This window comes from Leeuwenhoekiella palythoae (genome assembly GCF_020310025.1).
GTDB lineage: Bacteria > Bacteroidota > Bacteroidia > Flavobacteriales > Flavobacteriaceae > Leeuwenhoekiella > Leeuwenhoekiella palythoae.
The window spans coordinates 1,223,671-1,236,556 of the sequence record NZ_CP084318.1 but is presented as its reverse complement, the minus strand read 5'-3'; the positions used below and the strand labels follow the sequence as shown (position 1 = coordinate 1,236,556).

General features: G+C 39.2%; 15 protein-coding genes. 12 read left to right on the top strand and 3 right to left on the bottom strand.

Features of this window, described 5'->3' with window-relative positions:
- Positions 1 to 14 precede the first annotated feature (14 nt).
- From LDL79_RS05255 to tsaB, 12 genes are all read left to right on the top strand, one after another.
- Positions 15 to 374 carry a cytochrome C oxidase subunit IV family protein gene (locus tag LDL79_RS05255; protein ID WP_072983134.1) on the top strand — a complete coding sequence of 120 codons (360 nt, stop codon included), beginning with the start codon at positions 15 to 17 and terminating at the stop codon, positions 372 to 374.
- 120 nt (positions 375 to 494) lie between these two features.
- Positions 495 to 1,127 carry a hypothetical protein gene (locus LDL79_RS05250; protein ID WP_225599432.1) on the top strand — a complete coding sequence of 211 codons (633 nt, stop codon included), beginning with the start codon at positions 495 to 497 and terminating at the stop codon, positions 1,125 to 1,127.
- A gap of 5 nt (positions 1,128 to 1,132) precedes the next feature.
- Entirely contained in the window at positions 1,133 to 1,882 is a 750-nt protein-coding gene (locus LDL79_RS05245; protein ID WP_225599431.1) for an SCO family protein, read from the top strand.
- Positions 1,883 to 2,458 (top strand): DUF420 domain-containing protein, encoded by a 576-nt coding sequence (locus tag LDL79_RS05240; RefSeq protein ID WP_225599430.1) that lies wholly within the window; start codon positions 1,883 to 1,885, stop codon positions 2,456 to 2,458. It abuts the gene before it with no gap.
- 10 nt (positions 2,459 to 2,468) lie between these two features.
- Complete coding sequence (locus LDL79_RS05235; RefSeq protein WP_225599429.1) at positions 2,469 to 2,690, top strand: hypothetical protein; 222 nt, start codon at positions 2,469 to 2,471, stop codon at positions 2,688 to 2,690.
- A 119-nt stretch (positions 2,691 to 2,809) separates the two neighbouring features.
- The gene (locus LDL79_RS05230; RefSeq protein WP_072983142.1) at positions 2,810 to 3,511 is read left to right on the top strand and encodes an ABC transporter ATP-binding protein; all 702 of its coding nucleotides are present in this window, start codon (positions 2,810 to 2,812) and stop codon (positions 3,509 to 3,511) included.
- Positions 3,504 to 4,748, top strand: coding sequence for an ABC transporter permease (locus tag LDL79_RS05225; RefSeq protein ID WP_072983144.1), 1,245 nt, complete (start codon positions 3,504 to 3,506; stop codon positions 4,746 to 4,748). The genes LDL79_RS05230 and LDL79_RS05225 overlap by 8 nt, the downstream gene beginning before the upstream one ends.
- Positions 4,749 to 4,757: 9 nt before the next feature.
- A complete protein-coding gene (locus LDL79_RS05220) occupies positions 4,758 to 6,017 on the top strand; it encodes an ABC transporter permease (protein ID WP_167598132.1) in 1,260 nt (419 codons plus the stop codon).
- Positions 6,018 to 6,048: 31 nt separating this feature from the next.
- Positions 6,049 to 7,200: an efflux RND transporter periplasmic adaptor subunit gene (locus LDL79_RS05215; RefSeq protein ID WP_225599428.1), complete on the top strand. Its 1,152-nt coding sequence runs from the start codon at positions 6,049 to 6,051 to the stop codon at positions 7,198 to 7,200.
- Positions 7,201 to 7,266: 66 nt separating this feature from the next.
- On the top strand, positions 7,267 to 8,592 hold the full coding sequence (locus tag LDL79_RS05210) for a TolC family protein (protein WP_225599427.1): 1,326 nt from the start codon (positions 7,267 to 7,269) through the stop codon (positions 8,590 to 8,592).
- Positions 8,593 to 8,627: 35 nt separating this feature from the next.
- Positions 8,628 to 9,890: an efflux RND transporter periplasmic adaptor subunit gene (locus tag LDL79_RS05205; RefSeq protein ID WP_167598129.1), complete on the top strand. Its 1,263-nt coding sequence runs from the start codon at positions 8,628 to 8,630 to the stop codon at positions 9,888 to 9,890.
- Between the two features lie 3 nt (positions 9,891 to 9,893).
- On the top strand, positions 9,894 to 10,568 hold the full coding sequence (gene tsaB / locus LDL79_RS05200; RefSeq protein WP_225599426.1) for a tRNA (adenosine(37)-N6)-threonylcarbamoyltransferase complex dimerization subunit type 1 TsaB: 675 nt from the start codon (positions 9,894 to 9,896) through the stop codon (positions 10,566 to 10,568).
- Positions 10,569 to 10,572: 4 nt separating this feature from the next.
- On the opposite strand, the gene LDL79_RS05195 is transcribed toward tsaB, so the two are convergent.
- The 3 genes from LDL79_RS05195 to LDL79_RS05185 form a co-directional block, all read right to left on the bottom strand.
- On the bottom strand, positions 10,573 to 11,433 hold the full coding sequence (locus tag LDL79_RS05195) for a mechanosensitive ion channel family protein (protein WP_072983840.1): 861 nt from the start codon (positions 11,431 to 11,433) through the stop codon (positions 10,573 to 10,575).
- 191 nt (positions 11,434 to 11,624) lie between these two features.
- Positions 11,625 to 11,825, bottom strand: a complete 201-nt coding sequence (locus tag LDL79_RS05190; RefSeq protein ID WP_072983154.1) for a dodecin family protein — start codon at positions 11,823 to 11,825, stop codon at positions 11,625 to 11,627.
- 85 nt (positions 11,826 to 11,910) lie between these two features.
- Positions 11,911 to 12,816 (bottom strand): NifU family protein, encoded by a 906-nt coding sequence (locus tag LDL79_RS05185; protein ID WP_225599425.1) that lies wholly within the window; start codon positions 12,814 to 12,816, stop codon positions 11,911 to 11,913.
- Positions 12,817 to 12,886 lie beyond the last annotated feature (70 nt).

Sequence of the window (12,886 nt, the reverse complement as noted above, 5' to 3'; positions counted from 1 at the left end):
TTAAAAAATAGATAATGGCACACGACGCAACAAATCACGGATCAGCCACAAAAAGAATTTGGACGGTTTTTGCAATCCTTTCGGTTGTAACAATTGTAGAAGTTATTTTAGGTATCATCAGACCGGCATTTTTAGTGGAAACTCACTTACTGAGAATGCACTTACTTAACTGGGTCTTTATAATCCTTACCATTTATAAAGCATATTATATCACTTGGGCATTTATGCACATGGAGCACGAAACTAAAGGGTTACGTCGCTCTATTGTTTGGACAGCCATTTTCTTGATATGCTACTTGATCTTCATTCTTTTAACCGAAGGTGATTATATCTTTGACGTTTATGATGAAGGATATATCAGCTGGGATTTCTAAACAGAACGAATTATAGAAAAAAAGACGGCAAGCGCCGTCTTTTTTTATGCCTTATTTCTTGAAAAGCGGTCTGTGATGTACCTTTGCAGCCGCTATAAAATACAGCGTAAAAAGGTTGAGATGAAGAAGTTTATTGTACTAGGAGTATTATTTATTCTACCTATTGTTGCGTATCTCTTTTTTGCTTCTGGGGTACATAATTTTGCTAAACTTCCTGTTTTAGAAGAGCAGTTGCCGGAATTACCCTTTGATCAAAAGGTAAAGCTTCAAAATAAGATCACTGTACTTGGATTTTTAGGAAGTACTATCGAGCGAGAGGGAGGCGATCTTTTCAACTTAAATCAAAAGATTTTCAAGCCGTTTGCTGCCTTTGATGACTTTCAATTTGTGTATCTGGTACCAGAGGAGATTGATGATGCAGCCTTAGAAAAAGTAACCTACGGACTTGGGCAATTAGTAGATTTGTCAAATTGGTATTTTATAAAAACCTCCCAAGAGCGTATCAATACAGTGTTCGACAATTTAAATACTCCATACAGTTTAGAGGCTGATGGCGGATCTCCATACATTTTTATCATCGATAAAGATCGTAACCTTAGAGGGCGGGATGATGATGAGGATTACGGAGTGTTGTATGGCTATGATAGTACTGATATCGCAGAGTTGGCTGATAAAATGAAAGATGATGTAAAGATTATTTTAGCCGAATACCGCCTGGCGCTGAAAAAGAATAATGCTGATCGCAAAAAATAAATGCTATGAATAGAAAAAAAACCTACATAGGAATTGCTGTCATCGTTTTGATTTTTGGAATCATTGTAATTCCAAAAATTATCGATAGGTCTATGCGCGGTGAGGTTGTAGATAACGATCGTCTAAATGTTGGGCAATTAGATACTCAGGAAAATGATGGTGAGCTGGCATACATCAATATAAATGGCGCTGATCGCAAAGTCCCGCATTTTGAGTTTATAGATCAGAATAAAGATACGATCACAGAGGATACTTATAAGGGTAAAGTCTTTTTAGTGGAATTTTTCTTCACAAGTTGCCCTACTATTTGCATCCCGATGAACAAAAATCTCGTACTTATACAAAACAAGTTTCAAGATAACCCTGACTTTGGTATTGCAAGTTTTAGTATTGATCCTGAGCACGACACTCCGGAAGTTTTAAAGGAGTATACTGAAAGCTATGGGATCACCGATCCTGACTGGCATTTGATGACCGGAGACCGCAAAGAGATTTATGAGCTGGCTAACGTGGGCTTTAATCTTTTGGCGCAGGAAAACCCTAATATTGAAGGAAATTTTCAGCATTCAGGATTGTTTGCATTGGTAGATCGAAATGGTTTTATTCGCTCGCGCAGAGATGAATTCGGAAATCCGCTGATCTACTATAGAGGTTTCATACCGTATGGAGCGCCTGAAGTGGAAGGTGAAGAAACTTCTCAAATCGATATTTTGATAGAGGATATTAATAAGTTGCTTAATAAGAATAAGAAATAAATGGAGAATCTGGCTCAAAAAGAAAAAGTATATAATCGGTGGATTATTGCATTGTCTATCGCAATTCCTGTGGCTGTTGCGTTTTTGTTTACCATTCGTATTCCTAATGTGCCTAGATTAGGCTTTTTGCCGCCTACCTATGCTGCGATCAATGCGCTTACCGCGATACTGCTATTTTCCGCAGTGATTCAGATTAAAAAAGGAAACCGCAAATTACACGAGCGATATATAAAAATCTGTATTGTGCTTTCGGTGATTTTCCTGGTTTTGTATGTTTTATATCACGCAACATCAGATTCTACTAAATTTGGAGATGCTAATTTAGACGGAATAGTGTCAGAGGCGGAAAGCGCTGCCGTGGGCATCTATAAATACATTTATTATTTTATCCTCATTTCTCATATACTTCTATCTGTGGGAGTGATTCCTTTTGTTTTGGTGACTTATGTGAGAGCTATGTTAGGTAAATTTGCACTACACCGAAAGATTGCACGCATCACATTTCCTATATGGTTGTATGTTGCCGTAACAGGAGTAATCGTATATTTTATGATTTTTCCGTATTACCCAGCTTAAATTGAATGCTATGAAACGTTTCTTACTCACTGTACTTTTTATTGTAGTTAGTTTTTCGGCTAATGCCCAATGCGCTATGTGTAGAGCGGTTTTAGAAAGTGAGACCGATAACAGTATGGCAGAAGGCGTGAACAATGGAATTATTTATTTAGCGGCAATTCCGTACTTATTAATGGGTGGTTTGATTTGGTTTATTTATAAAAGCCGAAAGAAGGCAAATAAAGGCGCGTAACGGCTATTCAAATTATTTTCTTCCTGTTTTCGTGTAACAAATGATAGGTTTTTGGGTCTATTAAACAGATAAGCGTTAAAAATTTAACGTTCGTCAATACACTTAACCATCACTTGTTTATGATCACCATTAAAGATTTGCATAAATCTTATACCATGGGAACAAATTCTCTTCATGTTCTCAAGGGTATTAATTTTTCGGTTCAAGAAGGCGAACTCGTTTCTATTATGGGTTCTTCAGGTTCAGGAAAGTCTACGCTACTTAATATTTTAGGAATGCTAGATGAGGCCGATCAAGGTTCTTACACACTTGATGGGGTTCCTATTAAAAATCTTAATGAGAAAATTGCAGCCCAATATCGCAATAAGTTTCTTGGTTTTATTTTTCAGTCCTTCAATCTAATTAACTATAAAAGTGCCCTAGATAATGTAGGTATGCCGTTGTATTATCAAGGAATGAAGCGTAAAGAGCGTACGGAAAAAGCCATGGCTTATTTAGAGAAAGTGGGATTGGCAAACTGGGCACATCATATGCCTAACGAACTTTCCGGAGGTCAAAAGCAGCGTGTTGCTATCGCCAGAGCTTTAGCTAGTGATCCTAAAGTCCTGCTGGCAGATGAACCTACCGGTGCATTAGACACCAAAACCAGCTACGAAGTGATGGATCTTATTCAGGGGATTAACGATGAGGGTAAAACTATTCTTATCGTAACGCACGAAGACGATATCGCCCACATGACTAAACGTATTGTAAACCTCAAAGACGGTCTTATAATCGATGACGCCCCGGTAAATCAAATACGAGCTGCAAGTCATGTTTAGTCTGGAGCGCTGGCAAGAAATACTCGAAACGATTTCTAAAAACAAACTGCGTACGTTTTTAACCGGACTTTCTGTGGCATCGGGAATTTTCATTCTGGTCATTCTTCTGGGTTTTGGTCAGGGAATGCAAAACGGAATCAGCGCCGAATTTCAACGGGATGCTGCGAATAGAATTTCGGTTTATAGTGGGGTTACTTCAATGGGGTATAAAGGGCTCAATCCTGGGCGTTTTATCGAGATGACCAATGATGATTATAACTACCTGATCACAAAATATGAAGATGATATTGAATTTAAATCTTCGGTCTATCGCATCTGGAGCGGAACGTTAAACTACGGTAATGAAAGCGGAAGCTATCGCGTAGAAGGCGTTTATCCTGATTATCAATTTTTAGAAAACGAAAATCTTGTTGCGGGACGCTATATCAATTATGATGATCAGCGCTTAAAATCCAAGATTATGGTTATTGGTAATAAGGTGCAGCAAGATCTTTTTGCAGGCAAAAGTGCGGTTGGCGAATATGTTCAAATCAACGGAATCAATTTTAAAGTTGTTGGAGTGTATTCAGATCCGGGTGGTGAGCGCGAGGAAACCCGTGTATTTGTCCCGCTTTCGACTTCGCAGCGTGTTTTTGGAGGAGCAGATAAAGTGCGCAATCTGGGATTTACACTAAAACCCCAGGAGAATTTTGAAGATGCTCTCGCGCAATCGCTTCAGTTTTCTGCAGAAATAGAAGAATTTTTAAAAGAGCGCCACTTAGTTGCTCCTGAAGATACAAGCGCGATAAATGTCAATAATACACTAGAGAGCGCTAAAAGATTTTACGATTTAATTGGGATGATCAAAACCTTTTTCTGGGTAGTGGGCATTTGTACCATAATTGCCGGAGTGGTTGGAGTGAGTAATATTATGCTCATCATCGTAAAAGAGCGCACTAAGGAAATTGGTATTCGTAAGGCGCTAGGTGCACAACCTCTATCTATAATCGGGATGGTGTTGCACGAATCTATTTTTGTTACGGCAATAGCGGGTTTTACCGGTCTTATTTTGAGTATGGCCTTGCTTGAGGTTCTAGGGCCTAATATGCAAATGGATTATATCAAAAATCCGTCAGTAAACTTTAATGTTGCGATTACTACAGTGTTTATTTTGGTGTTTGCTGGAGCGTTGGCGGGCTTTGTGCCTGCGTGGAGAGCTGCACGTATTAAACCCATAACCGCCCTTCGGGAAGAATAACTTAAGCGTATGTTTAGTAAAGATCGTTGGGATGAAATTATTGAGGCGCTAAGCCGAAATTGGTTTAGAACTGCTCTTACCGCATTTGGAGTGCTTTGGGGAATCTTTATTTTGGTAGTGCTTCTCGCCGCCGGAAAGGGATTGGAAAACGGAGTCAAAAAGGATTTTGGAGGAATTGCCACAAACACCATGTTTATGTGGACGCAGACCATCTCTAAGCCCTACAAAGGTTTACCTAAAGGCCGAAGATTTAATTATGATCTTGATGATGTAGCGGCTTTAAAACAGAATATTCCACAGTTGCGGTTTGTGTCCCCCCGAAATCAGCTAGGAGGGTTTGGAGGTGCAAACAATGTGGTTCGTGGCCTGAACTCTGGTGCATTTAATGTGTATGGTGACTATCCTGAATATATAGAGCAGCAACCTATGAATATCACTTCGGGGCGTTTTATGAATTACGGCGATATTCAGCAAAAGCGTAAAGTTGCGATCATTGGAGAAGGTGTAAAAAATGCGCTTTACGATAAGGGGGAAGAACCCATTGGTACATACATCAAGATCAATGGTGTCAACTTTATGGTGGTTGGGACTTACGCTAAAGTGGCGAGCGAAGGTGATTCCGAAGAAAATCAAAAAGAGATTTATGTACCGTTTACGGCTTTTTCTCAGGCATTCAATATGGGTAATCGTGTGGGATGGATGGCCGTTACCGCAAAAGATGGTTTTTCTATCACGGCATTAAAGCCTAAAGTTTTTGATGTGATCAAGTCACGTCATAGCATTCACCCGGAAGATGAGCGCGCCATAGGTAATTTTGACCTTTATGAACAATATCAAAAAGTAGACGGACTCTTTATAGCGCTGAAGATCGTGGCTTATTTTGTGGGGATTTTGGTATTGCTTTCGGGTATTATTGGGATCAGCAATATTATGCTCATCGTTGTCAAAGAACGTACAAAAGAGATAGGAATACGTCGTGCCTTAGGTGCGAGCCCTTGGTCTATCCGCGGGCAAATTTTAATGGAATCTGTGTTTTTGACCATTATTTCAGGAATGGTTGGGATTTCTCTAGGAGCAGCATTGATTTATGTACTTAATAAAATTCTTGATGCAAACGGCCCTGTAGAGATGTTTGCAAATCCTAGTGTTGATTTAGGAACAGTGATTACCGCACTTTTTATTCTAATATTCTCAGGACTCTTAGCCGGTTTTATTCCTGCTCAGAATGCCATAAAAGTTAAACCCATAGATGCCTTGCGCACCGAATAACAATTTCATCAATAAAACGAATATCTAACCCATGAAAAAATCTGTTACTATTGTTGTCCTGGCAGTTATTGCTGTCATTTTTATAGGATCACTCTATTATTTGTACCAAAAAAATCAGGAAGATCCTGTGGTCTATACTACTGAAAGTCCGTCTACGCAAACCATCGTTAAAAAAACGGTGGCAACAGGAAGTATTGTTCCTCGTGAAGAAGTGCTGATCAAACCAAATATTTCTGGGATTATAAAAGAAATTCTTGTCGAAGCAGGACAGTTTGTTGAAGCCGGTGATCTACTGGCTCAAATAGAGGTCGTGCCTAACGCATCGTCTTTGGTAAGTTCGCGCAATACGATTCAGACTGCAAAAACAAATTTGGAAACCGCTAAGCTTACGCTAGAAAATCAAGAAAGCATTTATCAAAGACAAAAAACACTATTTGATAAAGGTGTGGTGAGTGCCAACGATTTTGATAACAGTCAGCGGGAGTATAATCAGGCAGTACAAAACTATAAGCAACAACAGGTAAGTCTGGCGAGTGCGCAACAAAATTATGATATCGTAAAAACGGGAACTACTACTGGTTTGGGCAATAACGCCACTACTTCAGTGCGTGCTACGATAACTGGGATGGTTTTAGAAGTTCCTGTTAAAGAAGGAAATCAGGTGATTGAGTCTAACAACTTTAATGATGGGACTACAATTGCCTCTTTAGCTAACGTAAACGATATGATCTTTGAAGGAAAAGTTGACGAAAGCGAAGTAGGCAAAATAAAAGAAGACCTTCCGCTAGAGATCACTGTGGGTGCTATTGAAAATAAAAAATTTGATGCTACTTTAGATTATATCGCCCCAAAAGGGGTGGCAGAAAATGGCGCAATTCAGTTTGAAATAAAAGGAACGTTGGCTAAAAAAGATTCCACTTTTATTCGTGCAGGGTTGAGTGCCAATGCTTCCATAATTCTTGAGCGAGCAGACGATGTTTTAGCGATCAAAGAAGCTTTAGTGCAATACGATTCTAAAACGCAGGAGCCTTTTGTAGAGGTTGAGATCGGTGAGCAAGAATTTGAAAAAAGAGACATTAAACTGGGGGTTAGCGACGGTATTTATGTTGAAATTTTAGATGGAGTTTCAGCAGATGACAAGATCAAAGTTTGGAATGCGGTTAAGCCTGCTCAAAGTTTTTAACAAAATATAAAACCTATTGTGTAACACTTTATTCTTAAGTACTACATATCATACAGAAATTAAATCATGAGAAACGCAATACTCTTTTTTATTTTAGTTTTTTCGGTAGCTTCTGGTTTTTCACAGAAAAAGTGGACGCTGCAAGAGTGTATTCAGCGCGCTTTAGACGAAAACATCCAGATTCGTCAGGCACAGCTTGATGTTGAGGCGGCCGCTTTAGACAAATCTGATGCAGACGGTAGCTTTTTACCTACCTTAAATGCAAACGCTTCAGTTTCAGAAAACACCGGTTTGAACTTTGATCCTACGAGTAACCTGGCAACTACAACCCAGTTCTTGTCAGCGAGTGGTGGAATCAACACTTCTTATAATCTTTTTGACGGACTTCGAAACTTCAAGCAAGTACAGCGTGCAAAGCTTTCGGCTTTAGCTGCACAATACGGCTATGAGAAGCTTGAAGATGATATCGCGCTCAATGTGGCTAACGGCTACCTTCAGGTGATATTAAATAAAGAAAATTTAAAGGTGTTACGCTCGCAAAATGAGGTGACGCAGCAACAGCTTCAGCAAACCACTGATCTTGTAGAAGGAGGGGTTGCGCCAAGAGGTGATTTGCTTGAGGTACAGGCACAAAATGCTAACGAAGTTCAAAATATTGTGGCAGCAGAAAATGCGGTGCAAATCTCGTTAATAAGTCTCGCGCAAACTTTGCTGATCAGAGATTATAAAAACTTTGATATCGCTGATGGTGATTATCAAATTTACGGTGAAGACGTATTGCTAAAAACTCCAGCCGAAATCACTGATGCTGCTAAAGAGGAGCGTTATGAGGTTAAAATCGCTGAAAATAATCTGGAATTGGCAGAGAAGGATGTAGAGATCGCTAAAGGTGCTGCCTGGCCCACACTTTCAGCTTTCTTTGGGTACAGCACGCGATACTCTGAGCAAGATGTTTTAAACTCGTTTCAAGAGCAGTTGTATTTAAATGACGGGGTTTCTTACGGGCTGCGTTTAAATGTTCCTATTCTTAATGGTTTTCAAACGAGAAATAATGTGCGCCGAAGCAAGATCGCTGCAGACCGTGCGGCTATAAATTTAGAGCAGGCACAGTTAGATTTAGAATCTACCGTGTATCAGGCTTATTTAGATGCCAAGGGTGCGCTTAAAGCTTTTGAAGCAGCACAGACCGCTGTAGAATCTCAGGAGTTAGCGTTCTCATACTCTCAAGATCGCTATGAGGTGGGGCTGATTAATGCTTTTGATTTCAGCCAATCTAAACAACGTTTTGACAATGCGCAGATTGACTTGAATCGCGCAAAATATGATTATATATTCAAGCTGAAAGTACTCGAATTGTATTTTGGAGTTCCGGTTGAGGAGCTAAAATTCTAATTACAAAACGATCGCTTTCTCGTAATAAGTAAAAGATGAATAGAAAGACCCTTATCATTATTCTGGTTGTAGCAGTTGTTTTAATTGCTGCATTAATTGGTGGAAAAAAAGCCGGATTGTTTGGTAAAACCGGCGAATTTAAGCCTGTGGAAACTCAGGAGATCGCCTTGGCGAGTGTTGTAGAAACCGTTGCTGCTACCGGAAAAATTCAGCCGGAAACTGAGGTTAAAATTTCTTCTGAAGTTTCAGGGGAGATTATAGAACTACCAGTTGTTGAAGGGCAGCAGGTAGAAAAAGGAGATCTTCTGGTGCGCATCAACCCAGATTTGATTCAATCTGCCCTAACGCAAGCACAGGCGTCTTTACAGAATGTAAAAGCGAATCAAGCCCAATCTGAAGCTGCACTGAAAGTGGCTAAAGCCAATTATGAGCGTAATCAAAAATTATTTGAGAAAGGGGTTATTTCACGGTCAGAGTGGGATCAATCGATCTCTGATTATGAGATTGCGCAAGCCAATGTTAAATCGGCTTTCTATAACGTACAAAGTGCTGCGGCAAATGTGAATCAGTCTCGCGATAACTTATCGCGTACCAGCATTTATGCGCCTATTAGCGGAACGATCTCTAAACTTGATGTAGAATTGGGAGAGCGCGTTGTGGGAACTCAGCAAATGGCCGGTACCGAAATGATGCGCGTGGCAGACTTAGGCAATATGGAAGTTGAGGTAGATGTAAATGAAAATGACATTGTAAAAATTAATATAGGAGATTCTACACGCGTGGAGGTTGATGCTTATCTTAAAAAGCGATTTAAAGGTGAAGTAACAGAGATTGCTAATTCTGCTGAAAGTAACCTGACCGCTGATCAGGTGACCAACTTTAAAGTCAAAGTGCGCATTTTGGAAGAATCGTATAAAGACCTCGTTGAAGGGAAACCTGAAGCGTATTCGCCGTTCAGACCGGGAATGACAGCGACGGTTGATATTATCACCAATAGAGTAGATGATGCGATTTCAGTGCCCATCAGTGCTATTGTGATTAAAAATGATACTACAGCGACCACTGGTTTTGGAACCAGTCAATACGAAGCAGTTTTTGTCAAAAACGGAGATAAAGCTTCTTTAAAACGCATCAAAACCGGAATTCAAGATGATTCTAATATCGTAGTTTCAGAAGGGTTAGAAACCGGTGATGAAGTAATTACAGGGCCTTACAATACGGTGACCAAATTACTTAAGGACGGAGATATGGTTGAGGTTAAAAAAGATGCTAAATTTGGTGCTTCAGAAGAAGACTAAATTATGGCGCTTATACTTTGCTTAGAAACTACAACCACTAACTGTTCTGTAGCCCTTTCTCGTGACGGAAATGTTATCGCGTTAAAAGAGGATATGGGGCTTAATTACAGTCACGCAGAGCGCTTGCATCAGTATATTGATGCGGTGTTGGCAGAAGCAAATCTAACCAAGCAAGATTTAGATGGTGTAGCGGTTAGCAAAGGTCCGGGATCTTATACCGGTCTTCGTATAGGAGTGAGCAGTGCTAAAGGTTTGTGTTTTGCTTTAGAAATTCCTCTAATTGCTACAAATACGCTCAAGGCGTTAGCAATGCAAGCAGATATCTCAGATGTGCAGACTATTATTCCGGTGCTTGATGCCCGTAGAATGGAAGTTTATAGCGCAATTTTTGATACCGAATTTAAAGAGCTTCGGGGGATCGAAGCGCAAATTATCGAAGAAGACTCCTTTCAAGAACAACTCACTAATGGGAAGTGCTTATTTATAGGAAACGGTGCCGAAAAGTTAAAAGGTATTTTAAACCATACTAATGCGCATTTTGCTACCGAAGCATTGCCTTCAGCCCGTGAAATGGCACATTTAGCCGAAGCCAAACATAAAATAAGCGACATCGAAGATGTCGCTTATTTTGAACCTTTTTATTTGAAAGACTTTTTAGTAACCAAGTCTAAAAAATAATAAGTTATTCTTTACTGCTAAAGGTCGCACCGCTTTCATTAAAAACGTGTACATCGCGTTGTGGAAACGGAATAACAATACCTTTATCTTCAAGGCGTCTTTTACCCTCTTCAAGAATATACCAGTGCAATGCCCAGTAATCGTCATTAGTCGCCCAGAAGCGTAGTGACATATTCACGGAACTATCTGCAAGTTCGGTAACTACGATCATAGGTTCCGGATGTGGATCGTGTAAAACAGTCTCTTGTTCGTTTACAAGCTCCAATAAAATATCTTTAGCAAGTTTAATATCGCTGTCATAAGAGATTCCCCAAGTCTGCGCATTTCTTCTGATACCTAAAGAAGAATAGTTGATGATGTTATCGTTAGAAAGTTTTCCGTTAGGGATCACGGCTTCCTGATTCCCGAAGGTAACCAAGCGTGTGTTGAAAATTGAAATTTCCTTTACCGAACCGTCAACACCCTGAGCAGAGATCCAATCGCCTACTTTAAACGGGCGCAAAAGTAAGATTAAAACTCCACCGGCAAAATTTGCTAATGATCCTTGCAGTGCAAGACCAATTGCCAAACCAGCGGCACCAATTACAGCGACTAAAGATGCAGATTCAACGCCTAATTGAGTAACCACTAACACAAAAAGTAAAATCTTTAACGTCCAATTAATTAGATCTGCGATAAACTTTTCTAGGGTTGCGTCGTAATCTTTTTTAGCAAAGAATTTCTTTACAAGTCTGTTGATCATTTTAATTATCCAAAGACCTATGAACAGCGTTAAAACTGCCCCGATCAAACTCGGAATAAAATCTATAATCTTAGCGCCAAATCTTGAGGCGTAATCTTCCCATTGGGTAATGTCAAAATCCATATATAATTTTTTAGTTTCTGCAAAGGTCACAGATAGGGGGCATAAATAAAAAATACGAGTGTTTAAATATCGTTAATTGTTAAAACCTTAATAGTTTATAGGAGGTTTGGTATTTTAGTAGGTAATCAAATATTGATAGCAATAAAAAATCCCGCAATAGCGGGATTTTAAATACTTATAAATGCAAGGTGTTACTTGACTTCAAAAGTGATCTTTACGTTCACTCTGAATTCTGAAACCGTATCGCCGGTTACCACAGCGCTTTGCTCATTTACATACACAGAGCGAATATTCTTTACGGTTTTTGAAGCTTCTTTCACTGCATTTGCTGTGGCTTGTTCCCAACTTTTGTTAGAACTCGCCAATACTTCGATTACTTTTAAAACTGCCATAATTATTAGTTTAGTTAATTTCTAAGTCGAAATTTGAATATACAATAATCTAAGCGGTTATAAAAGAGAATGTATTGTTAATGTGTTAACCGTTTATAGCTTCTACGCTATTGATCTTTCCGCGCAGCATTTCTTTGAGCATTGTTTCAATACCGTTCTTCAACGTGAAGGTAGAAGAAGGGCAACCGCTACAAGCCCCTTGAAGAATCACTTTTACATTTTTTGATTCAGGATCATAATGTTTAAAAAGAATATTGCCACCATCGCTCGCAACTGCAGGCTTCACATATTCTTCAATAATATTGGCGATTTCTTTTGAGGTATCATCGAGCGCTTCAAACTCCACTTCTTTTTGCTGTTCAACAGCTTGAGGCGTTTTTTTGAAATTTTCAGAAACGATTTCTTTACCTTCTTCAATGTAGTTTTTAATAAACTCACGTACTTCCTGAAAAACATCATCCCACTCGGCCACTTCATATTTTTGAACACTCACGTAGTTAGAGTCCATAAAGACTTCCTTCACAAAAGGAAAATGAAATAATGCCAAAGCCAATGGAGCATTTTTTGCCTCATCAATATTCTTGAACTCTAGTGTTTCGGTTACGATCTTTTTATTAGTGACAAATTTAAGTACTGCAGGGTTCGGCGTACTTTCTGCATAAACTGTTACGGGAATCTTCTTGGCAGTAGCGGCATCTTCAATGATCACCACACCGTTGTCGTTTAAAAAGTTCTCAATCTGACCTGAAAGTTCATCTTGAATATCAATCCATTCTACGATATTAAATTTTTCGATCGCAATAAAATTTTGCGCGATGTACACCGTTTTTACAAATGGAAGGTAGAATAATTGCTGGGCTAGGGGAGAATTCTTTGCTTCATCAATATTCTTAAATTCATAACTGTTATGATCTACCAGAAATGAATTAGCCTGAAATTTTTTAATCGCAGGATTAGAAGTAGGTTCTATAGTGATATTAAAAGTACTCATGGTTTTATTTTGTGCAAATTTAACTAATTTATAAGTGCTTCTCCTTTTTTTTAGTCGTGTATCATGCCAT

Coding starts and splice junctions, on each gene's coding strand:
- LDL79_RS05220 (WP_167598132.1), top strand. CDS start 4,758: ATGTTTAGTAAAGATCGTTGGGATGAAATTATTGAGGCGCTAAGCCGA.
- LDL79_RS05190 (WP_072983154.1), bottom strand. CDS start 11,825: ATGGCAGTTTTAAAAGTAATCGAAGTATTGGCGAGTTCTAACAAAAGT.
- LDL79_RS05255 (WP_072983134.1), top strand. CDS start 15: ATGGCACACGACGCAACAAATCACGGATCAGCCACAAAAAGAATTTGG.
- LDL79_RS05250 (WP_225599432.1), top strand. CDS start 495: ATGAAGAAGTTTATTGTACTAGGAGTATTATTTATTCTACCTATTGTT.
- LDL79_RS05210 (WP_225599427.1), top strand. CDS start 7,267: ATGAGAAACGCAATACTCTTTTTTATTTTAGTTTTTTCGGTAGCTTCT.
- LDL79_RS05235 (WP_225599429.1), top strand. CDS start 2,469: ATGAAACGTTTCTTACTCACTGTACTTTTTATTGTAGTTAGTTTTTCG.
- LDL79_RS05230 (WP_072983142.1), top strand. CDS start 2,810: ATGATCACCATTAAAGATTTGCATAAATCTTATACCATGGGAACAAAT.
- LDL79_RS05215 (WP_225599428.1), top strand. CDS start 6,049: ATGAAAAAATCTGTTACTATTGTTGTCCTGGCAGTTATTGCTGTCATT.
- LDL79_RS05245 (WP_225599431.1), top strand. CDS start 1,133: ATGAATAGAAAAAAAACCTACATAGGAATTGCTGTCATCGTTTTGATT.
- LDL79_RS05240 (WP_225599430.1), top strand. CDS start 1,883: ATGGAGAATCTGGCTCAAAAAGAAAAAGTATATAATCGGTGGATTATT.
- LDL79_RS05185 (WP_225599425.1), bottom strand. CDS start 12,816: ATGAGTACTTTTAATATCACTATAGAACCTACTTCTAATCCTGCGATT.
- tsaB (WP_225599426.1), top strand. CDS start 9,894: ATGGCGCTTATACTTTGCTTAGAAACTACAACCACTAACTGTTCTGTA.
- LDL79_RS05225 (WP_072983144.1), top strand. CDS start 3,504: ATGTTTAGTCTGGAGCGCTGGCAAGAAATACTCGAAACGATTTCTAAA.
- LDL79_RS05195 (WP_072983840.1), bottom strand. CDS start 11,433: ATGGATTTTGACATTACCCAATGGGAAGATTACGCCTCAAGATTTGGC.
- LDL79_RS05205 (WP_167598129.1), top strand. CDS start 8,628: ATGAATAGAAAGACCCTTATCATTATTCTGGTTGTAGCAGTTGTTTTA.